The 22056-nt window shown below is 53.1% G+C and carries 19 protein-coding genes and 1 other RNA gene; 6 read left to right on the top strand and 14 right to left on the bottom strand.

Annotated elements, in window-relative coordinates; genetic code table 11:
- Positions 1–4 precede the first annotated feature (4 nt).
- The 13 genes from murC to rsmI form a co-directional block, all read right to left on the bottom strand.
- Positions 5–1468, bottom strand: a complete 1464-nt coding sequence (gene murC, locus ACJJIP_RS04100) for a UDP-N-acetylmuramate--L-alanine ligase (RefSeq protein ID WP_020412626.1) — start codon at positions 1466–1468, stop codon at positions 5–7.
- A 30-nt stretch (positions 1469–1498) separates the two neighbouring features.
- Entirely contained in the window at positions 1499–2596 is a 1098-nt protein-coding gene (murG, locus tag ACJJIP_RS04095) for an undecaprenyldiphospho-muramoylpentapeptide beta-N-acetylglucosaminyltransferase (protein WP_444901092.1), read from the bottom strand.
- Positions 2596–3819, bottom strand: coding sequence for a putative lipid II flippase FtsW (ftsW, locus tag ACJJIP_RS04090; protein WP_444946268.1), 1224 nt, complete (start codon positions 3817–3819; stop codon positions 2596–2598). Before ftsW ends, murG begins: the two co-directional genes overlap by 1 nt.
- Positions 3816–5195 (bottom strand): UDP-N-acetylmuramoyl-L-alanine--D-glutamate ligase, encoded by a 1380-nt coding sequence (gene murD, locus ACJJIP_RS04085; protein ID WP_020412623.1) that lies wholly within the window; start codon positions 5193–5195, stop codon positions 3816–3818. The genes ftsW and murD overlap by 4 nt, the downstream gene beginning before the upstream one ends.
- Before the next feature lie 6 nt (positions 5196–5201).
- A complete protein-coding gene (mraY, locus tag ACJJIP_RS04080; RefSeq protein WP_444946267.1) occupies positions 5202–6287 on the bottom strand; it encodes a phospho-N-acetylmuramoyl-pentapeptide-transferase in 1086 nt (361 codons plus the stop codon).
- Positions 6287–7666, bottom strand: coding sequence for a UDP-N-acetylmuramoyl-tripeptide--D-alanyl-D-alanine ligase (locus tag ACJJIP_RS04075; protein WP_353376033.1), 1380 nt, complete (start codon positions 7664–7666; stop codon positions 6287–6289). The genes mraY and ACJJIP_RS04075 overlap by 1 nt, the downstream gene beginning before the upstream one ends.
- Positions 7663–9192 carry a UDP-N-acetylmuramoyl-L-alanyl-D-glutamate--2,6-diaminopimelate ligase gene (locus tag ACJJIP_RS04070; protein ID WP_020412620.1) on the bottom strand — a complete coding sequence of 510 codons (1530 nt, stop codon included), beginning with the start codon at positions 9190–9192 and terminating at the stop codon, positions 7663–7665. The genes ACJJIP_RS04075 and ACJJIP_RS04070 overlap by 4 nt, the downstream gene beginning before the upstream one ends.
- Positions 9189–10949 (bottom strand): peptidoglycan D,D-transpeptidase FtsI family protein, encoded by a 1761-nt coding sequence (locus tag ACJJIP_RS04065; protein WP_282952652.1) that lies wholly within the window; start codon positions 10947–10949, stop codon positions 9189–9191. Before ACJJIP_RS04065 ends, ACJJIP_RS04070 begins: the two co-directional genes overlap by 4 nt.
- A gap of 179 nt (positions 10950–11128) precedes the next feature.
- On the bottom strand, positions 11129–11404 hold the full coding sequence (ftsL, locus tag ACJJIP_RS04060) for a cell division protein FtsL (protein ID WP_020412618.1): 276 nt from the start codon (positions 11402–11404) through the stop codon (positions 11129–11131).
- 5 nt (positions 11405–11409) lie between these two features.
- Positions 11410–12342, bottom strand: coding sequence for a 16S rRNA (cytosine(1402)-N(4))-methyltransferase RsmH (rsmH, locus tag ACJJIP_RS04055; RefSeq protein ID WP_020412617.1), 933 nt, complete (start codon positions 12340–12342; stop codon positions 11410–11412).
- A 12-nt stretch (positions 12343–12354) separates the two neighbouring features.
- The gene (mraZ, locus tag ACJJIP_RS04050; RefSeq protein WP_282953554.1) at positions 12355–12798 is read right to left on the bottom strand and encodes a division/cell wall cluster transcriptional repressor MraZ; all 444 of its coding nucleotides are present in this window, start codon (positions 12796–12798) and stop codon (positions 12355–12357) included.
- Positions 12799–13260: 462 nt separating this feature from the next.
- Positions 13261–13614: RNase P RNA component class A (gene rnpB / locus ACJJIP_RS04045), an RNA gene on the bottom strand.
- A 70-nt stretch (positions 13615–13684) separates the two neighbouring features.
- On the bottom strand, positions 13685–14527 hold the full coding sequence (gene rsmI, locus ACJJIP_RS04040) for a 16S rRNA (cytidine(1402)-2'-O)-methyltransferase (RefSeq protein WP_020412615.1): 843 nt from the start codon (positions 14525–14527) through the stop codon (positions 13685–13687).
- Positions 14528–14566: 39 nt separating this feature from the next.
- On the opposite strand from rsmI, the gene ACJJIP_RS04035 reads away from it, so the two are divergent.
- The 4 genes from ACJJIP_RS04035 (at position 14567) to ACJJIP_RS04020 (ending at position 18078) form a co-directional block, all read left to right on the top strand.
- A complete protein-coding gene (locus ACJJIP_RS04035) occupies positions 14567–16480 on the top strand; it encodes a penicillin-binding protein activator (RefSeq protein ID WP_444946266.1) in 1914 nt (637 codons plus the stop codon).
- Complete coding sequence (locus ACJJIP_RS04030) at positions 16467–16829, top strand: YraN family protein (RefSeq protein WP_020412613.1); 363 nt, start codon at positions 16467–16469, stop codon at positions 16827–16829. The genes ACJJIP_RS04035 and ACJJIP_RS04030 overlap by 14 nt, the downstream gene beginning before the upstream one ends.
- Before the next feature lie 64 nt (positions 16830–16893).
- A complete protein-coding gene (locus ACJJIP_RS04025; protein WP_020412612.1) occupies positions 16894–17484 on the top strand; it encodes an SIS domain-containing protein in 591 nt (196 codons plus the stop codon).
- 3 nt (positions 17485–17487) lie between these two features.
- The gene (locus ACJJIP_RS04020) at positions 17488–18078 is read left to right on the top strand and encodes a BON domain-containing protein (RefSeq protein WP_282952649.1); all 591 of its coding nucleotides are present in this window, start codon (positions 17488–17490) and stop codon (positions 18076–18078) included.
- Between the two features lie 94 nt (positions 18079–18172).
- On the opposite strand, the gene ACJJIP_RS04015 is transcribed toward ACJJIP_RS04020, so the two are convergent.
- Positions 18173–19363 (bottom strand): acetyl-CoA C-acyltransferase, encoded by a 1191-nt coding sequence (locus ACJJIP_RS04015; RefSeq protein ID WP_444946265.1) that lies wholly within the window; start codon positions 19361–19363, stop codon positions 18173–18175.
- Positions 19364–19545: 182 nt separating this feature from the next.
- On the opposite strand from ACJJIP_RS04015, the gene ACJJIP_RS04010 reads away from it, so the two are divergent.
- Positions 19546–20142: a LemA family protein gene (locus ACJJIP_RS04010; protein ID WP_444946264.1), complete on the top strand. Its 597-nt coding sequence runs from the start codon at positions 19546–19548 to the stop codon at positions 20140–20142.
- Positions 20143–20145: 3 nt separating this feature from the next.
- Positions 20146–22044: a M48 family metallopeptidase gene (locus ACJJIP_RS04005; protein WP_444946263.1), complete on the top strand. Its 1899-nt coding sequence runs from the start codon at positions 20146–20148 to the stop codon at positions 22042–22044.
- The last annotated feature ends 12 nt before the right edge of the window (positions 22045–22056 follow it).

Genomic DNA, 22056 nt, shown 5'->3' with positions numbered 1-22056 from the left:
TACCTTAAGCCTCGGAAGTCTTCTCGCCCAGGCGCCACTGTGCCAACTTCTGGGACAAAGCTCCGACATTCCCGGCCCCCTGAGTCAAAACTATGTCTCCCGGCTCCAACAAATCCGCCAACACTGGTGGAACCTGATCGATGGTCTCAGCAAATATTGGATCAACTTGACCGCGATTGCGCAGGCTGCGTGCTAAGGTACGACCATCAGCACCTGGGATTGGCGATTCACCCGCGCTATATACATCCAACAAAATTAGTTTGTCCACCTCTGACAGAACCTGAACAAAGTCTTCGAAAAGATCCCGGGTCCGCGTATAGCGATGGGGCTGGTAGATCATTACCAGTCGCCGTTCAGGCCAACCATCACGCACAGTCTTGACCGTCGCAGCAACCTCTCGAGGGTGGTGGCCATAATCGTCCACCAGCATCACTTTTTCTGCGCTACCGTCGTCACTAACTGAGAAATTTCCGTAGATTTGGAAGCGACGCCCCACTCCCTGGAAACCATCCAGCCCTTTGCGGATAGCCTCATCACTGACACCCTCATCAGATGCAACGGCTATCGCTGCAGTAGCATTGAGTACATTATGGATACCTGGTGTATTGACTGATACCCGCAACAAGTCACCACCAGGGCGCTGGACAGTAAAGTGGCTTCTTAAGGGTTCCTGGTTTACCTCGACGATACGGAAGTCATTGCCCTCAGAAAAACCGTACGTGAGCACTGGGCGTGAAAACTTCGGTATCACTTCCTGCACGTTTGCATCGTCACCACAGACCACGGCAAGACCATAAAATGGCAGGTTGTGAACAAAATCGATAAAGATCTGCTTCACTTTTTCGAAGTCGCCGCCGTAAGTTTCCATATGATCCGCATCAATATTGGTAATTACGGTTACCATAGGCTGCAGGTGAATAAAGGAAGCATCGCTTTCATCCGCCTCAGCAATCAGGTATCGGCTTTCACCCAACGCCGCGTTAGCCCCAGCTGCATTGACCAAACCACCAATAACGAAGGTGGGGTCTTTTTTATCTGCGGCAAAAATCGCAGCAATCAAACTGGTTGTCGTAGTTTTGCCGTGAGTCCCAGCAACAGCAATCCCATAGCGATAGCGCATTAGCTCACCAAGCATCTCTGCCCGACGCACCACCGGAATACGCTTGTTATGGGCAGCAATCAATTCAGGGTTATCCCCATGTACTGCTGACGAATTCACTACAACGTCTACGCCCTGAATATTTGCCTCACTGTGCCCTATCTGCACTTCGACACCGAGTTTACGCAGCCTCTCTGTCACCGGTGACTCACGCAAATCAGAACCGGAAACCTCATAGCCCTGGTTCTGCAATACTTCTGCGATGCCGCTCATTCCAGCACCACCAACCCCAATAAAGTGGATACGGCGGATACGGCGCATCGCCGGAACAGCGTAACTTTTATCTGCGTTTGTACGCTCAGAAGACATTCTCTTAACCTTCGTCCACTTACTATTTAATTATCTGGCCAAAGCCAGTTCTTCACTGCAGGCAGTCACTACCTGCTCAGTCGCATCCGTTTTAGCTGCGCGCCGTGCGGCCTCAGCCATCTCCAGTAGTTTCTTTGGGCTCGAAAGAAGTTCCTGTAACAACATGGAAAGCGCCTGTACATCCATTGCGTTCTGTTGAACCACAATAGCCCCCCCCGCACTTTGCAACCACTCCCCATTACGTGTCTGGTGGTCATCAATAGCAAATGGGAAAGGAACCATAATTGCGCCTACTCCTGCGGCGGCAATTTCAGATACAGTTAAAGCACCTGCCCGGCAAATAATCAGATCCGCTGCGCTGTAAGCTTCAGCCATATCTGAAATAAAAGGTACAACCTCAGCTTCTATGCCTGCAGTGCGATACGCTTCCTGAGCCAAGTCCAAGTGGCGCTCGCCCGACTGATGTACTACTTGCGGCCGCAGAGAAATTGGTAATTGAGCTATCGCCCTGGGCACCAGCTCATTAATAGCCACTGCTCCCAGGCTGCCTCCCAGCACCAGCAAGCGCAAAGGTGACTCTGTACCTATACGCAACTGAGGCTCCGGTAAGGAGGCAATCTCACTGCGCACAGGGTTGCCGACCTGTACAGCACCGGGCAGGCCACTGGGAAAAGCTTCTAATACCCTGTTGGCAATTCGGGATAGTAAACGATTAGTAGTCCCCGCCACTGCGTTTTGCTCGTGGATAATCAGCGGAACCCCACAAACCCTTGAAGCCACACCACCAGGGCCTGTCGCGAACCCTCCAAAACCGAGCACCAAGTCTGGCTGTACTTTTTTAATCACTGCGCGCGCCTGAGAAACAGCGCGTATTATCTGTAATGGTGCCTTTAAGAGGGCCAGTTTACCTTTACCACGTACCCCCTCCACTCGAATAAAATGTAGCGGGATATCCGCCTCGGGAATTAAACGCGCTTCTATTCCGCGCTCGGTGCCTAACCATTCAACACTGGCACCTTGATCATGCAAGGCCTTAGCCACCGCCAAAGCGGGAAAGACATGCCCTCCGGTACCACCTGCCATTACCAAAAATTTCTTGCCGGGAAAAATCTTTTCGCTCTGGGACATTACACTGCCTCCCCATGGGTCATGGTGCCGCCGGAACGTGCCAGGCCGAACATTGGTAGCTGCCTGAAAAGACCGAGGGTTGCATTACCACCATCTGATTGCGCGTGCAATTCACTGCGAATTCTCAATGCCAATCCAAGTAGCGCACAGCAAATTATTAAACTGCTACCACCGGAACTGACGAAAGGTAAGGTCAGTCCCTTGGTTGGTAATAAACCCGAGGCCACCCCCATATTTACAAAAGCCTGTCCAGCCAACTGCACAGCCATACCAAAGGCCAATAGTGCTGCGAAGAATTTCTGCTGAGTCAAAGCCGTACGTACAAGACACAGTAGCGAGTAGGTCAATGCCACAAAAAGACCAACTACCACCAGGCCGCCAACCATGCCCCATTCCTCGGCAAGGATGGCGAAAATAAAGTCGGTGTGCGCCTCGGGAAGATAAAATAGTTTCTGCACACTATTACCAAGACCTACACCAAACCACTCTCCCCGACCAAAAGCGATTAACGACTGGGTCAACTGGTAGCCACTGGCAAACTGGTCGCCCCAAGGGTCTAAAAATGTCAGTAGTCGCTGCAAGCGGTAGGGACTCGTGAGAGCCATCAAGGCAAGTCCACAGGCCGCTGCCGCTACCAGCAGGAATGTGTGTGGCAACCGAGCCCCACCCAAAAAAACCATTGCAAGCACTGTACCGGAAAGCACTACCACAGAACCAAAGTCCGGCTGTAATAACAGCAATAGTGCAACAGTGCCTAAAATAACCACCGGAACCATAAAACTGCTCCAGTGATGCAACTGCTTGTTACGGCGAGTCAAAAAGCTCGCAAAAAATACCAGCATGCAAAACTTGGCCACTTCGGCAGGCTGGATGGTAATCCCGGCAAGAACCAACCAGCGACGACTACCATTTACTTCACGCCCAATACCCGGCACCAATACGACAATCAGTAACAGGCAGGAAAACAGTAAAAGCGGCCATGACAAGCGCGACCAAATAGCCAACGGAATCTGGCTCACAACCAGTGCCACCACAGCACCTATCGCCAGGAATGCCAAATGCCTCTTAAGGAAATACCAGGGATCCGCATAAATATCACTCGCAAACGCGATAGAAGCAGAAGCGACCATCACCACTCCGATACTGACCAGTGCCAGTACACTGAGCGGCAATAGGGCATCGAGGAAATCTCGCCTATTTGAAGGTGCCGGGAGTTCGTTCATCCAGCCCCCCCAGCTTCACAAAGTGCGAGAACCGAATTGCGGAAATCATCGCCTCGGGCTTCAAAATTACGATACATATCAAAACTGGCACAAGCCGGCGACAGCAATACGTAGTCACCATTATGCGCCAGCCTTCGAGCCTGAGCGACGGCATCCACCATAGATTCAGCCCGACAAATTTCACACTCGTCTGCAAAACTTTGAGCGACCTTATCGCCATCGGCACCAATAGAAACCATTGCACGCAGTGTATTTACACTGCTGCTCAATGCAGAAAAGTCAGCGCCCTTGCCATCGCCACCAGCAATCAATACTATTTTACGGCTTTCCGTTGCCAGGCCATCCAGCGCCGCCTGGGTTGCGCCCACATTCGTACCTTTGGAGTCATTGACATAAATAACCCCATCCAGGTCGGCCACCCGCTCACATCGATGTGGTAACCCTCGGAAGGTCTTCAGCACTCCAAGCATTGCCTGCATAGGCAATTCAACAGCATTACCCAGTGCGAGCGCTGCGAGAGCATTGGCAACATTGTGCTTGCCCACCATGGCCATTGCTTCTATCGGCAGCAGTCGCTCAGTACCCTGAACCAGCCAACCCTGCCCATCGACAATACGCACACCAAACTGATTAAGATCAGGCTGGTCCAGGCCAAAAGTCCACTCACGTCTCTCTCGTGACAAGGGCCCCTGAGTGAGGGGGTCAGCGCGATTGACAACAAATTGTTCAGCACCGCGATAAACCCGCTGCTTGGCCCGGTGGTACTCCACCATACTGGGGTAGCGGTCCATATGGTCCGCACTCATATTCAAAATCGTGGCGACAGTTGCCGCTAGCGAATAGGTCGTCTCCAATTGGAAACTGGAAAGCTCCAAAACGAACAATTGCGGCAAAGGCTTCTGAAGTAAATCCAATACCGGTACGCCAATATTTCCCCCCACACGCACATCGACACCTGCCGCCTCAGCCATCTTGCCAAGTAAGGTGGTTACCGTGCTTTTGCCATTGGAGCCGGTAATTGCCACTAGCTTTGCGGTAGACTTTTCACGTATAAGCGCTTGGGCAAATAACTCAATATCCCCAATCACGGGAATACCCTCGGCCACAGCTTGTTGCAACACAGGCTCAGCCAGGGCAACGCCTGGGCTGGCAATAATTAAGCTGGCTGCAAGCAGTGTGTCTGGACGTAACGCTCCGGTTTCCACCGGCACTTGCGGAAACTCTTTATAAAAAGCATCTAATCCCGACGGCTTTTCACGACTATCGACAACCACAGGTGTGTGACCGTGACGCAGCAGATAGCGCACCACCGATTTTCCGGTAGCGCCAAGACCAATTACCACTTTCTGTTGCGAAGAAGTCGCGATCAGGCTCATTTGTTTTTATCTAAGCTTGAGTGTTGCCAACCCGGCTAATACGAGGATCACAGTGATAATCCAAAACCGCACAATTACGCGTGGTTCCGGCCAACCTTTTAATTCAAAATGATGATGCAGCGGTGCCATGCGGAAAATACGCTTACCAGTCAGTTTGAATGACGCCACCTGCAGGATGACAGAAACTGTTTCCATTACAAAAACGCCACCCATAATGAACAGTACAATTTCATGCCGCGTAATTACCGCAATGATTCCCAGTGCCGCACCCAGTGCCAGCGCACCCACATCTCCCATAAATACCTGGGCGGGATAGGTGTTAAACCATAAAAAACCGAGCCCGGCGCCACACAGAGCTGCACAAAACACTGCCAACTCCCCAGCTCCGGCAATTGCGGGAATATGCAGATAATTGGCAAACTCAACGTGCCCAGATAAGTAAGCAATAATTCCCAGGGCTCCGCCTACCATTACCGTTGGCATAATGGCTAGACCATCCAGGCCATCGGTCAGGTTGACTGCGTTACTGGAGCCGACTACGACAAAGTAAGTCAGTACAATAAAGCTCACTGGCCCCAGGTTAATGGCAACATCCTTGAAAAAAGGCACAAAAAATTGAGTTTCCGCCGGGCTTGTTGCACTCATATAGAGATAAATCGCAGCGCCCAAGCCAGCAATGGATTGCCAGAAATATTTCCACCGGGCAATTAAGCCGCGCGGGTTCTTATGTACAACTTTTTTATAGTCATCGACAAAACCGACAGCACCAAATACAAAGGTAACCAACAGGGTTACCCATACATAGCGGTTACCCAAATCCGACCACAATAGTGCAGAGGAAAAAATAGAGGCAAGTATCAGTGTACCGCCCATAGTGGGTGTACCCGATTTACTTAAGTGGCTCTCAGGGCCATCGTCACGGATGGCTTGCCCAACCTGTAAATGATTGAGCCAGTTGATCATGCGCGGCCCAACAATCAGGGAAATTCCCAAGGCAGTAAGTGCTGCCAGAATTGCGCGCACAGTTAAATAATTGAACACCGCAAAGGTGCTCACATGTTGTTGTAATAATTCCGCCAGCCAAAGCAGCATTACATCTCCCCTCTGCTGTTGCCAAGCAGTGCCTGCGCTACCAGTTCCATTCGAGCGCTGCGAGAACCTTTCACCAGTACGGTAGTATTGTTGTCAAGCTCTTGAGTCACAGCCGCGATCAGCAGCTCTCTTTCCCGGTAATTGCGCAGAGACTCATGGCGCCCCTCGATAAAAGCCATACTGGCGGCAGTACCCAGCGGCCCAAAAGTAAATAGCGCATCAAGCCCCCGCTTGCGCGCTAGGGCACCGACACCACGGTGCATATCCTCGGCGTCAGGGCCCAATTCACCCATATCGCCCAATACCAAAATTTTCTTACCCGGCCGTTGCGCGAGCAGCTCTATAGCGGCCCCTACTGAACCCGGGTTTGCGTTGTAGCTATCATCAATCACCGTCGCTCCGGCGATGCCTGGCTGCTCCTGCAGACGCCCGGATACCCCGCTGATATTTGCCAGCCCCTGAACAATTTCCGCAGCCGGGATGCCTGCGGCAAAAGCGCAGCCGGCAGCAACAAGGGCATTGTGAACGTTATGCTCGCCCAGTAACTGCAACTTAACTGGGTGCGTAACACCCTCAATAACCAAGTCAAATGCGGCGCAGCCGGTTGCATCCAACTCAATATTCTCAGCGTACAGCGCACACTGATTGGAGAGACCTATCTCCAAAGTGCGCACACCTTCCGGCATGCGCTGCCGCCAGTAATCCGCATAGTTATCATCGGCATTGATAATTGCAGTACCACCAACTTCCAGACCTGAGTAAATCTGCCCTTTTGCCCTAGCAATGGCATCCACCGAACCAAAGCCTTCCACATGGGCAGGCATCACATTATTGACTGCGCTGACCAGAGGCTTGCCGATACCGCACAAATAACCGATGTCATCAGGCCCACTGGCCCCCATTTCCAGAATCAGTACATCGTGCTGATCAGAAAGGCCAAAGAGGGTCATTGGCAAGCCGAACTGATTGTTCAAATTCCCCCTGGTCACACAGGGAGTGTGGCGCTGGGAAAAAATAGCCGAGAGCATTTCCTTGACAGTGGTTTTGCCACAAGAGCCAGTGATAGCAATTACCGGTCCCGTAAACTGTTCGCGGCACATCAGGCCAATCTGTCCAAGGGCTACAGTAGTATCCTCCACCCTCCACTGCGGCAAGCTGCAACCGGGGACTTCGCGATCAACCACTAACCCCAATACCTGGCCATCCAACTCGCCTACAAAATCATGCGCATCGAAGTTCTCACCCACTAATGCCACGAACAAAGCTTGGGGATTGAGTTTCCGGGTATCAGTAAACACCTGCGAAAACTCCACGGAACCGTTAACCAGCTCACCGCCAAAACGGGCCTGTAAATCCTGCAGGGACAAAGACCTGATCACTGGGTTTCTCCCTCCATACCCTCAGCCTGCGCAGACTTGCCAGCGCGCAAACGCAGTGCTGCCGCAGCATGTTCTCGATCGCAGAAATGAATTTTTTCACTACCGATAATCTGGTAATCCTCGTGACCTTTGCCTGCAATAAGGACGATATCCCCCGGTTGTGCCGCTGCGACAGCTTGGGCGATAGCTTTGGCACGATCGATTTCCACTTCAATATTATTGGCGGCGCCTTCAAGAATATCGTCGATAATTTTTTGTGGTTCTTCACTGCGGGGGTTATCGCTGGTCACAATTGCACGATCGGCCATCTCTGAGGCAATGCGCCCCATGGATGCACGCTTGCCGCTATCCCGGTCGCCACCACAGCCAAACACGCAGAGTAAATTGCCTCGGCAGTATGGGCGGGCAGCAGCCAAGGCAGCGCGCAGAGCATCCGGGGTGTGGGCATAATCCACTAACACTCCCACTTCATCCGCCCCCTTTACCTGTACTCGCTCCATACGGCCAGGCACCGCTTTTATAGTGGGAAAAACGGCGAGAATTTCCTCAAACGGCATGCCTGCAGATGCCGCCGCTGCAACTACCGCGAGTGCATTGTAAATATTGAAATCCCCGATCAGGGGCGCGTTTAATTCACCACGCCCCCAGGGTGAATCGAGTTCAACAGAAAAGCCCTTTTCATGACGGCAAAGATCGGTCACATGCAGGTCACCAGCTTGCAGTCCGTAAGTCAGCACACGCAGGCCGCGCAATTTACAGCGCTCTGCCAGCTGGGCACCAAAAGGGTCATCCAAGTTGATAATGCCGCGTTTCAGCTTCGGTAGCCCGAACAGTTTTTCCTTGGCAGCACCATATGCAGCCATATTGCCGTGGTAATCCAAGTGGTCGCGGGAAAGGTTGGTGAAAATAGCCGTATCAAAAATCAGACCATGCACACGCCCCTGGGAAAGGGAGTGGGAGGAAACCTCCATTGCCGCAGCTCGTACTCCACGATCCCGAAAATTGGCAAAGTCTGCCTGCAGATACACAGGGTCTGGCGTTGTGAGCCCAGTTTCCTGTAACTCAATTTCTCCGTCATTCCAAATACCATTACCAATGGTGCCAATCACAGCGGCGTTGCCAAAATGATGGGCCAATAATTGAGAAGTCAGGTAGGCACAAGTAGTCTTACCATTAGTACCGGTCACCCCAACCAGATGCATTTCTCCACTGGGGTTTCCATGAAAACGCGAGGCAATCTCACCAACACGCTTGGCCAAACCCGGCACACTGACAATCTGAATGTCACCGCGGCTTTTACATTCCAGTGTATCGCCATCAGCTAGCACTGCTGCAGCGCCAGCCTCAATTGCAGAGTCAATATATTCTCGCCCATCAACGATAGAACCGCGCAGCGCCATAAATACATCGCCGGCTTTTACCTTGCGACTATCCAGGGCAACGCCACTAACGGCAATATCGGGGATACCCGCATAACCTGGCACTAATTCCTGTAGGGAAATAAATTGTTTTTCGCGCTGAGTCACGATTTTGAACCTCTCTCGCTTAACTGCGCGGCCAGCTGTCGTTCCGCGGGCTCCACTTGCTCTGGCGGTACCTGCAGCAGGCGCATAGCTCCAGCCATTACCGATCCGAATACCGGTGCCGCCACTTCACCACCGGAATACTTGTCATGGCTGAGATCATCAATAACTACAACCGCAGCCAGGCGGGGTTTGTCAGCAGGGATAAAGCCAGCAAATACCGAGCGGTAACGACTATCTTCATAACCTCTGCGGCCGACTTTGTGCACCGTGCCGGTCTTACCAGCAACACGATAACCGTCCACCTTGGCTCGACGCCCCGTACCACTAGCACCAATAACCGTCTCCAACATGGCGGTTACCTGCTGCGCCAGCGGCCCTTCAATCACCCGTTCGGGCTCAACATCGACTTTATCCCCAGATAACACTAGGGAGACTGGCCGCTTGAGCCCGGCATTGGCCAGCACGCTATAGGCCTGAGCCAACTGCACAGCATTTACTGTTAAACCGTAGCCGAAGGCAAAATTGGCCCGCTCGATTGGGTGCCAGCGACTACGGCTTGGCAGAATGCCCGGTGTCTCTCCAGGAAACCCACTGCCAACTGCCTCTCCCAGGCCCAGGCGGTAAAAGAGTTCCCGTAGCGAATTTGGTTCCAGATCCAAGGCAATTTTTGTGATACCAACCTGGCTCGACTTGGTGATAATGCGAGTGAGATCCAACTTGCCATAATTAACCGGGTCAACAAGGGTTTTGCCTGGCACACGTATATAGCCAGGACTGGTATCAATCTGGGTGTGAGGTTTGTAGCGCCCGGTTTCCAGAGCAGCTAACACAGTCAAGGGTTTTACCGTGGAACCGGGCTCAAACTGGTCGATTAGGGCGCGATTACGCATGGCTGAGGCCTTCACGCCTTTGCGGTTGTTGGGATTAAATGAGGGCTGGTTGGCCATCGCCAACACATCGCCACTATGGGTGTCGAGAATCACCATAAAACCCGAGGCAGCACCATTTTCAGCAACAGCTCGCTTTAACTCACGATAAGCCAGGTATTGCAGGCGCATATCGATGGACAGGCGCAAATCCTGGCCTGGCTGTGCTTCTCTCTGAATGGCCAGCTCCTGGACAGTGCGGCCTTTTAGATCCTTTACTACTTGCTGTGCACCAGGTTGGCCAGAAAGCCACTTATCGTAGGCCAGCTCCAGACCCTCCTGGCCACGATCATCAATATTGGTAAAACCCAAAAGTTGGGCAACCACCTCCCCAGCAGGGTAAAAGCGTCTGTATTCTTTCTTGCTATAAACCCCAGAAAGCCCGAGATCCAGTACCTTGCCGGCCTGTTCAGGGGTCAAGTGACGGCGCAAATACATAAACTCTTTATTGCGGTACTTTTCCAAGCGCGTGGCAAATTTAGATGGCTTTAACTCAAGGGCCCGGGCTAACTCATCAAGCTTTTTAATACCACTTTCTTTCAAAAGCTTGGGGTTTGCCCACAAACTATGCACCGGTGTGCTGACCGCTAGTAGTTCGCCGTTGCGGTCGACAATGGAGCCCCTATAAGCAGCGATTTCCTCCGTGCGAATAGTCCGCGCACGCCCCTGGTCCTGTAGAAACTGATAACCGCGTTCTGCAGCGGGCACAACCTGCAAGCGCGCCAGATGTAGCACCAAAGCCACTGCAAGCAGGCATAACAGAGCTGCCACCAGCACAAAACGCCAGCGGGCAATTCCCGGTTGAACTTGCTTTTTCTTGATTGCGCCCATATTTTTCCAGTTGGCGTTATTTTTTCACTTTGAAATCAAATTCCTTCAGGGCTCTCTTGAACAACCCGCCTAAAACCCTTTACGCTCAAAATTCTTATGCTTATTTTGGTGCCACTCTTCAAAGCACAAAGACATACAAACCACGGGGCCTAATCTATTAAGGCTTGTAGTTCTTAATATCAATCCACCGTTACCAGCACCTGATCAGATGGAGCTGGCACATGCATTTTTAATTCTTCGCGAGCTACCTTTTCCACGCGGCTGTAGGCAGACCAGGCTCCTCGCTCCAACAGCAAACGCTCCTGCTCATAGCGCAATTCATCCTGAGCTTTTTGTGCTCTACCCAATTCAGCGGTCAGTTCTCTGCTGCGCTGGGTTGAATAAACTACAGACAGGGCTGAAGCCATCGCGGCCAACCACAAACACCCGAGCCCGATCAAAAGTTTGCCCCGCATTGCTATCAGTTCCCTGACAGCTTTTCCGCAACCCGCATTACCGCACTGCGCGAGCGCAGATTCTCATCCACCTCAACTTCATTGGCTTTCACTGCCTTACCCAGAGAGCGCAGAGACCTGGCGATCTGACTATCCATTACCGGCAGCCCCCGGGGCAGTTGCGGGCCACGCTCCTTCTCGCGAATAAAGCGCTTGACCATGCGATCCTCCAGCGAATGGAAGCTGATAATGACCAACCGCCCTCCCGGAGCCAGCAGCTGCAGGGATTTATCCAACGCGCTCTGCAAATCATCCAACTCGCCATTAACATGGATACGAATTGCCTGAAAAACCCGGGTGGCGGGATGCTTGCCTTTCTCCCAGGCGGGATTGGCCGCTTTGACTACTTCCGCTAAATCTAAAGTTCGCTCAAAGAGCTTTTCCACCCGGCGGCGCACGATAGCGGCAGCCATACGGCGAGCGAAACGCTCCTCCCCATACTCTTTGAAGACCCTGGCCATTTCAGCCTCATCTTCGGTATTCACCCATTGGGCTGCGCTGAGACCACGACTGGTATCCATGCGCATATCCAGTGGCCCATCCTGCATAAAACTAAAACCGCGTTCAGCTTGATCCAGCTGCGGGGATGAGACGCCCAAATCCAATAAAATGCCGTTGACCCGCCCCGACTGCTCAGCCGCCGCACTGTCCATATCGGCAAAAGAGCCGTGCCAGATCGAAAAACGTGAATCAGACTGAAAGCGCTGATGGGCGTATTCAATCGCCTGTGGATCCTTATCAACGGCCAACAAACGTCCCTTGGGACCTAGCTGTTTCAAGATTGCGGCACTGTGGCCACCACGGCCAAAAGTCCCATCGATATAAAAGCCGTCTGGATCAGTAATCAGGGCGTCCACGGCCTCGCGCAGTAACACACTGCGATGCAATTCTTGAGACACCCCGTGTACTCCTTATAAAGAGAGGGATGCCATTTCCTCTGGCATTCCCTCCTCATCTTCACTGTCATCGAGCCAGGACATCCAGCGTTCCTCGCTCCAAAGTTCTAATTTTTTTCCCTGCCCTACCAGCATCAGCTTCTTTTCCAGCCCGGCGTATTCACGCAAGGTAGGTGGGATCAATACCCGGCCATTACCATCCACCTGCAATTCGCAGGCATAGCCAATTAAAAGACGCTGGGCGCGGCGCGCCACTTTATTAAAACTGGGTAGGGACTCTATCTTTGGTAAAATCTGCTGCCACTGGGGCGCAGGGTAAACCAGCAAGCAGCGCTCCTCTGTATGCGCAGTAATCACCAAACAACCGGCGCAGTCATCCAGCAGCCGGTCGCGGACCCGCGCTGGTATCGCCAGACGCCCCTTGGCATCCATATTGATTGCATGGCTACCCAAATACACTTTGAGATTTTCACTCGCTATCAATTACGCCTATCGCAGCGAACTGCACCTTTGCAGGTTGCTAGCGGGAAAACCCAAACTTTATTCGCGCAATGTAAACACCCACTTACTGGCTGCGAATAAACCACAAAGTTCCACGATTTTCCACTTTTTCCCACCTTTGACACTATAAAACTGGGTATCGCAAAGTCAAGGAAATCGACCCCAAAGTCCCCATAAACCCCAGTAAACTCGCGGCTTACAGAATAGATTTGGCGAGTGGCGCCAATATCATCTTCACATATCAACAAATTAGTGCGAGTACTCACTCACAAAATGATCGATTATTTTAAACTAACAATTCAAGTCGTGTGACACACGCCACATAGTCGCACTGCAGCCTCGCCACATGAATTAAGCGTCAAAAACAGGGTTCCGGATTTATAGAAAAGAGAAAACCCGGCACTTGCCGGGCTTCGGGAATGGATGAGCTGGCCTATAAGCCGGGTTCTGTCGAGGACAATCATTCATCTGGGATGCCTGTCACCAGACACCTCAAGCGACCTACCCGCCCTCAGTGCGGGTCACACCTATAGAGGGCCTATTTGGTCTTGCTCCGAACGGGGTTTACCATGCCGCGGACTGTTACCAGCCGCGCGGTGCGCTCTTACCGCACCCTTTCACCCTTACCTGTGCTTCCGAAGAAGCCATCGGCGGTCTACTCTCTGCTGCACTTTCCGTAGGCTCACACCCCCCAGGCGTTACCTGGCGTTCCACCCTATGGAGCCCGGACTTTCCTCCATCACACAAGGTGACAGCGATTGCCCGGCCAGCTCGCGGCGAAGAGTAATGAGGCGACAGCGGGATTGCAACAGGCAAAGCTTAATTACAAAGAAAAGCCCGCGCCTTATTTCTGCTGCAAGCTCCAATTGTAAAGCTCTTTCTTGTTAACGCCGGTAATTTCCCCAGCGATAGCCGCAGCCTTCTTGGGCGGCAACTCCGCAAGGAGTAGCGACATCACTCTCTGCGCCTCCGCATCCAGCTCATTGACTAGGCGACGCTCGGCTCCGCGTACCAGCAGGACAATTTCGCCACGCCGCTGATTAGCATCCGAGCGCACCCAGCTGACCAGCTCACCGAGCGGCATAAGGCGGAAAGTCTCGAATGCCTTGCTAAGCTCACGAGCAATTACTGCTTCACGCCCAGCACCAAACACTTTTGCCATTGCTTCAAGGGTATCCGCAACTCGATGTGGCGCCTCGTAAAAAACCAGCGTGCGGGTAGCACCAGCTAACTCTTGCAAAGCCCGCTCCCGGGCTCCGGCCTTGGCCGGCAGAAACCCCTCAAAACTGAAGCGATCACTAGGCAAGCCTGCAGCACTCAAAGCAGCTACAAAGGCGCAGGGCCCAGGTATCGGCACTACACGGATTCCCCGCTCACGCGCCTCTCGCACCAAACGATAACCTGGATCTGAAATAAGAGGGGTACCCGCATCAGAAATCAGCGCCACCGTCTGCCCCTGCTCAAGCCGCTGCAAAATCTGGCCAGTGCGCTTGTCATCAGAGTGGTCATGATACGCCATCAAGGGCGTTTCAATATCGAAATGGGAAAAGAGTCTCTGACTGTGACGTGTGTCCTCCGCCGCAACCAGGTCGGCACATTGTAGAACTTCAACAGCTCGCGGTACCATATCGGCCAAATTACCAATAGGCGTAGCGACAATATAAAGCATCGCCTGATCCGGCCCCATAGTTGTTCACTCCAAATATAAATATTGCGGGAGAAGAATATGTCCGCCTCTTCCCGGCGCACGTCTACTGTGATCACCAGCATGGCTGCGGCAGCACTGGCACTGGCTTTAACCGCCTGCCAAACTCCAGCCTCCCGACCGGGGGCTTACCAGCCCACCTACCCGGCCAGCCACAAAGCCAGCCGCAGCGATGCCGTTCGCCTACTGCGTAGCGCCGAGACCTTGCCGGCTCCCGCGCGGGACCAGCAGCGCCTTCGGGCGGCCGCCATTCTATACGAGCTGGGAGAGAAAGAGTCAGCCAAAGAAGCTGTTGTGAAAATTATTCCCGAACAGCTGGATAACACCCTGTATGCCAGCTATGCACAGGTGTATGGCAGTTTACTTGCCGATGGCGATGACTTCTTCGAAGCCCTGGACTTAGCTACATCTCCACGCCTTGAGGGTGCTTGGGCGCAATTGCCACAGTCGACTGCGCTACCCTTACGCAACTTGCGCGCAGACCTTTGGGGCCTCCTTGGTAATCTCGACAGCGCCATTAGTGAGCGACGTGAGATTTCTTACCTTGTGAAGTCTGATGATGCGATCGTTGAGAACAACAATGGCTTATGGCAACTACTTACCCAGCTACCTTCCAGTGAATTAAAGAATCGCGCCAATAAAAGCAGCGACACCCAGATGCGCGGCTGGTATCAGCTGGCGCTACTGGGTCGAGATACTCAGACTGATATCAGCTCACAACTTACCGCCCTTAGCCGCTGGCGTGAGCGCTGGCCAGCGCATAGCGCCAACACACATCCACCACAAGCATTACAGCTGCTCGAACGGCTAGCGGCTCAACGCGCCGATAGCATCGCCCTGCTACTGCCTTTATCCGGCTCACTTGGCAGTGCCGGTCGCGCGATCCGCGATGGCTTTATGGCAGCACACTACACAGCCCTGAACGCCGGAGGAACCACTCCTAGGGTCTTGGTATACGATACCGGCACAGAGCAGCCCTTCGAGGAAATCTACCAGAATGCCGTGGATGCAGGCGCTCAGTTCATTATTGGCCCCCTGGACAAGAGCAAAGTCTCCAACCTACTGGCGACAGAGAAGCTGCCAGTACCCACCTTGGCGCTAAACTATGGTGACCAGGGACGACTCACCAATGACCTAGTGCAGTTTGGCCTCGCTGTTGAGGACGAAGCCCGTCAGATCGCCCAACATGCCTACCGTCAGGGCCACCGCCAGGCAATGGTACTCACCACCAATAGCAGCTGGGGTCAACGGGGGGCCGAAGCATTCCGGGAGGAATGGCAAAATCTCGGCGGCTCAGTCAGTATTGGCAAGACATTCCCCAATAACAGCAAGTTTGCCAACCTCGTTAGCGATGCTTTACTAATCCCAGCCAGCAAAGCGCGCAAAAAGGAACTGCAGGGCCGTTTGGCCGCGCCATTGGAGTTCACCCCACGGCGCCGCGATGATGTCGATATGGTGTTTGTAGCAGCCCTGCCCCAACAGGCCCGCCAACTCAATCCTATGCTGACCTACTACTACGCCGGCGACCTACCGGTTTATGCCACCTCCCATGTTTTTGGTGGTAGTGTCAATCCAAATCGTGACCGCGATATTAACGGCGTACGCTTTACCGCCCTGCCCTGGCTATTTGAGAATAACCAGACCAAGCAAGACATAGAGCAACAAGCCGCTCCGGCACCAGCATTTGCCCGTTTATACGCTCTGGGCGCCGATGCATTCCGCCTCTACCCACGCCTTCCCATGTTGCGCCAGTTTCCGCAACAGAAAGTACATGGTCTCACTGGGGCACTCAGTCTGAGTGCTGATGGCCGCATTGTGCGAGAACAGATGTGGGCACGAATCGAGAAGGGGGTGCCTGTGCCAATAACAACTGTAGAGCCGCTGTCGATACCTCAAGACAACGGCCAGCTGACAGGAAACAGTGAAGCTCTTTAAGCGTCCAGCCAGTACTGTCGGCGCACGCATGGAGGGTGCCGCAGCGCTTCACTTACAACGCGCGGGGCTCTCGGTGACTGAACGCAATTACCGCTGTCGTCACGGAGAGATAGACCTTATCGCCCGTGAAGGCGATACTGTCGTGTTTGTGGAGGTGCGCTTCCGCCGTAGCAGTCGCTTTGGCGGTGCCGGAGCCAGCGTGGATATTCGCAAGCAGCAAAAGCTGCTAGCCACCGCGCACAGCTATTTACAACAGCACAAACTGGACTGTCCCTGCCGCTTCGATGTCCTTGCCATAGACGGCGATGCGCAAAACATTCAGTGGATTAAGAACGCCTTCGAAGCCTAAGGCAAAACCGAGATTTACCTTGCCAAGTTACGGCGAACTGCGGTTCGCCTGAATTAAGGACACAATGGAACAGCGAGTCGTAACCCTTTTTCACCACAGTCTGGAAGCCACTATGAACGCCGGTGAGATACTGGCGCCCCTGATTGCGGAGGCCAGTGAGATGGTGGTGCACACACTGCTAGCAGAGAGCAAAATACTTCTTTGCGGCAATGGTGTCAGTGGCGCCCTGGCGCAGAGTTTCAGCTCGCAATTAACTGGCGGCTTCCAACGCGAGCGCCCCGGCCTGCCAGCAATGGCACTCAATAGTGACGGTGTCTCCATGGGCACCGTCGCACAAAATCATGGCAGTGCGGATACTTTCGCCCACCCAGTACGCGCTCTTGGCCAACCCGGCGACCTGCTGATAATAATTAGTAGCGATGGTGGGGACTCCAACTTGGTACAAGCTATGCGCGCCGCCCGAGACCGCGACATGGGAATCCTGGCCCTCACCGGTGGAGATGGTGGCGATTGCGCTGCCCTCTTGGATAACCACGATATTGAACTGCGCGTGCCTTCCGATGTCGCAGCAGAGGTACACCAAGTACACCTTCTGACTATTTTTTGCCTGTGCGACTTGATCGACAGCAGCCTGTTCGGTGGCTATGAGGACTGAACCATGAAAACAAAACTATCTTCTGTTGGAAAATGCCTTCTGGCCGCGCTTGCCATAGCCTCTCTGCTTGGCGGCTGCAGCACAGTTATGGAGGCCACTCACGATGGCCCCATCCAGCAAGACCCAGGGAAACGCTCGCTGGGAACTTATATCGATGATGAGAGAATCGAAACCATTGTCACAGTGAATATCAACAAAGCCCACCCCGACCTGAAAGCAGCAAATGTTGACGTAACCTCCTTCAATGGGGTGGTTTTGCTCACAGGCCAGGTACCCAACCAGGAACTTCGCATGCTTGCCGGCCGCACTGCTGAGCAGGTTCAGAACGTACGACAGGTGTACAACGAGACACAGGTACGCGGCAAAGTCACCTTTCTCGCCTCCACCAGTGATGCCTGGCTGACAACTAAAGTGAAAACCAATTTGCTTGCAGATAAGGAAATTGATGGGGCTCGCATCAAAGTGGTAACAGAAAATGGGGTGGTTTACTTGATGGGGCTTCTGACCCCGGCGGAAGCAGAACGCGCTGCGGGCGTAACCCGTTCAATTGGTGGAGTACAGAAGGTCGTAAAAGCCGTGGAGTACATCAATTGATACAGTGATGTTGTACCCCATTTAACAATTTGATATCCGAATAAAAAACGGAGGCTAAGCCTCCGTTTTTTATTGGTGAAGCTTTAAGCCAAAGTTACAGGCGCTCAATAGCTATCGCCGTGGCCTCACCACCACCGATGCAAAGGCTAGCGATGCCCTTCTTAACATCGCGCTTCTCCATAGCGGCCAACAGGGTGGTCAAGATTCGAGCACCGCTGGCACCCAATGGATGGCCTAGGGCACAAGCGCCACCGTTCACATTAACCTTATTCCAGGGGAGTTCCAGCTCACGCATGGCTGCCATGGTTACCACGGCGAAAGCCTCATTAATCTCAAACAGGTCAACATCGGCAGCAGACCAGCCGGTGTTTTCCAGCAACTTATGCATGGCACCCACTGGGGCAATAGTGAACCACTCGGGCTCACGGGCAAACTGAGCTTGCCCTTTGATAACCGCTAATATTTTGAGTCCGCGCTTATCAGCCTCACTTTTTCGCATCAGTACCAATGCCGCAGCGCCATCGGAAATAGAACTGGAGTTGGCTGCAGTGACAGTGCCATCCTTGCGGAAAGCCGGTTTCAACTGCGGGATTTTGTCTGGACGAGCACTGCCTGGAGCCTCATCTACACTGACGACTACCTCTCCACGTCGGGAAGCAATGGTTACCGGGGTAACTTCACGGGCAAAATCACCATTTTCAATTGCTGCCTGGGCACGAGCCAGGGACTCCAGGGCAAACGCATCCTGCTCTTCACGAGAGAACCCATACTTATCCGCAGTACCCTCAGCAAAAGCACCCATCAATTTGCCGTCTTCAGCATTCTCAAGGCCATCGAGAAACATGGAGTCCTTAACCTCACCGTGCCCCAGGCGCATGCCGGAACGGGCTTTAGGCAAAAGGTAGGGGGCGTTGCTCATACTTTCCATACCACCGGCAACAATGACCTTGCCCTCCCCCAACAACAGCGCATCCCGGGCCATCATCACAGTCTTCATACCAGAACCACACACCTTATTGACGGTAGTACAGGGCGTGCTGTCTGGAATACCTGCTGCCAGCGAAGCTTGGCGCGCAGGCGCCTGTCCCACACCTGCTGGAAGCACACAACCCATCAGGACTTCATCGATATCTGCGGGGGCTACCCCTGCATCTTCCAGAGCCGCACGAATTGCCGCTGCGCCCAACTGTGGGGCACTCAAGGAGGATAAGCCACCCTGCATGGCACCCATCGGGGTCCTCGCCATTCCGACGATCACTACGGGGTCTGAAGTTACATCACTCATTCTGTCTGCTCCCAGTTCTACACCGCCCTCTCTGCTGTGGCGGCAATTGTGTTTTATAGTCGCCGCATTATAGCCGAAGCACTACCCTGCTCCGCCAGAGCCAGTTTCACTACTAGCGTCGCCCGGCAGATGGAGCGTGTTACTATCGGCGCCAATCATAAGAAAAAGTGGCGAGAGGACTTATGGAGTTATCAAGCATTATCGTGCTGGTGGTTATTGCTGCACTTTTGTTTTATGGAGTAGGGATTTATAACAAACTGGTTTCCCTAAAAAATCGCAATGAGAACGCCTTTGCACAGATAGAGGTACAACTGAAACGGCGCCACGACCTGATCCCCAACCTGGTGGAAACTGCTCGAGGTTACCTGAAACACGAACGGGAAACCCTCGAAGCCGTAACTGTTGCGCGCAATACCGCCATCAGCGATCTCAAGGCAGCAGCCTCAAACCCGTCAAGTGCCACTGCCATCGGCAAACTTGGCCGTGCAGAGAGCGCCCTGAATGGCGCCCTGGGACGCTTTACTGCAGTAATGGAGGCATACCCGGACCTGAAAGCCAACCAGAATATGATGCAACTCAACGAGGAGCTGAGCAGTACTGAGAATAAAGTTGCCTTTGCACGGCAGGCATTTAACGACTCGGTCACAAATTACAACATATACAAACAAAGCTTTCCGCCAGTATTGCTGGCTGGTTTTTTCGGGCATCGCGCCAATGCCCAACTGCTGGAATTTGCCGACTCAGATGCCGCTCAGGTAGCACCTCGTATCGAGTTTTAAGCGATGAATTTTTTTGAGTACCAGGATCGCGCCAGACGAAACAGTCTCCTGCTTGTAGGGCTTTTCGCTCTAGCCGTAGTTTTGCTGATCTCCCTGACCACTTTAGTCGCTGCCGCAGCGATAGCGCTCTCTCGCGGCCAGCCTTTTTCATTCAGTACTATCGAGCAATTACTGGGCTGGCAAACTGTGATATCCATCGCCCTGACGATTGCTGCCATTGTCGCCCTCGGCAGCCTATATAAACTGCACCAACTCAACGCCGGCGGCAGCGCAGTGGCCGAATCCCTCGGCGGACGCAAGCTCAATATTGCTCCACAGAATTCCAACGAACAACGCGCACTGAATGTTGTAGAGGAAATGGCAATCGCCTCAGGTACCCCTGTGCCGGATGTCTACCTGATTGAGGATGATGCGATCAATGCATTCGCCGCGGGCTCCAAACCCACCGATGCAGTGATCGGCCTCACTCGAGGCTGTGTTGAAAACCTTAATCGAGAGGAACTGCAAGGTGTAGTGGCACATGAGTTCAGCCATATCTTAAATGGCGATATGCGTTTGAATATCCGTATCGTAGGAATGCTGAACGGTATCCTGATTATTGGCCTGCTCGGCCATTGGCTGGTTCGCGGAATTTACCCTGGCAATCGAGAAAACCGAGGGCGTGCGGCTCTGTTTGGGCTCGGCGCAGCATTAATGGTTGTGGGCTATACAGGAACCTTCTTCGGCAACCTGATTAAGTCTGCAGTTAGTCGCCAACGGGAGTTCCTTGCAGATGCCTCTGCAGTACAATTTACCCGGAACAATACAGGTATCGCTAGCGCACTAAAAAAGATTGGCAGTTACGGCTCAAAATCGACTCTGACCAGCGGCAGGGCAGCGGAATACAGCCATATGTTTTTTGCCAATAGCATGAAGCGTTCGCTATTTAACCTCTTCGCCACACATCCGCCTCTGTCAGATCGTATCACCCGACTCGACCCCAGCTGGAATGGCCTTTACCCCGACAATACTAATAACGCCTCACAATCACAGCCCCCTGCATTTGTTGAGTCCGCGCAAGTATCCACTTTCGCAAAATCCGCACCCTTCCAGGCAGCGCTGGATGCTGTAGATAACAGCATTGCCAACCCGAGCGAACAACAGGTGCAATACGGACGCCAGCTGCTTCAATCTATTCCCTCTGGACTTCAGCAGGCAGCTCATGACCCCTTCGCCGCACGCGCGCTGATTTATCACCTGCTGTTACACAAGGAGGGGGCAGAGCGGCAAGTACAACGCGAACTACTCAATAAAATTGCCCATCCAGCAGTGGTGCGGGAAATGCGACAACTGGAGACACAGCTGGAAAGCCTGCCCAATAGTGCACGCTTGGCCCTGTTGGATCTTTGTGTTCCCGCACTGAGAGCACTGGTCCCTCAGCAGTATCAAGTATTCAAGAGAAACCTGATCAAACTGCTGCACAGCGATGGGAAAATTGAGATTTGGGAGTGGGCCCTATATCGGGTACTGATGCACGCACTGGAGGGCTCTCCTGACCGACAGCGGCTTTCCAATAAAAAGGGAGCCAGCAAAGATGCCAACTGTTTCCTTCTCGCCGCTATCGCCCATTCGGGCAATAGTGAGTATCTACCTGCCAAAAGGGCTTATGAGCAAGGCCTCAAGGCTTTGGGTATAGAGGCCACACCACTGCCAAGTCACAAGGATATAAATTTACCGCGGCTCGACAAGGCCATCGCCATTGCAGGACAGATGAAAGCTCTGGATAAACCGGCATTGTTAAAGGCAATGGTACTAACCCTAAGCCATAACGGGGTGATCAAGGCAGAGGAAATCGAATTGCTCCGGGCCGTAGCAGATAGCTTGGACTGCCCAATGCCACCTCTGCTACCAGCGCAGCCATAAATCGGGTCGACT

Source organism: Microbulbifer variabilis, from assembly GCF_052467165.1.
The sequence above is the reverse complement of the archived record's forward strand: the minus strand, read 5'-3'. Positions and strand labels throughout refer to the sequence as shown.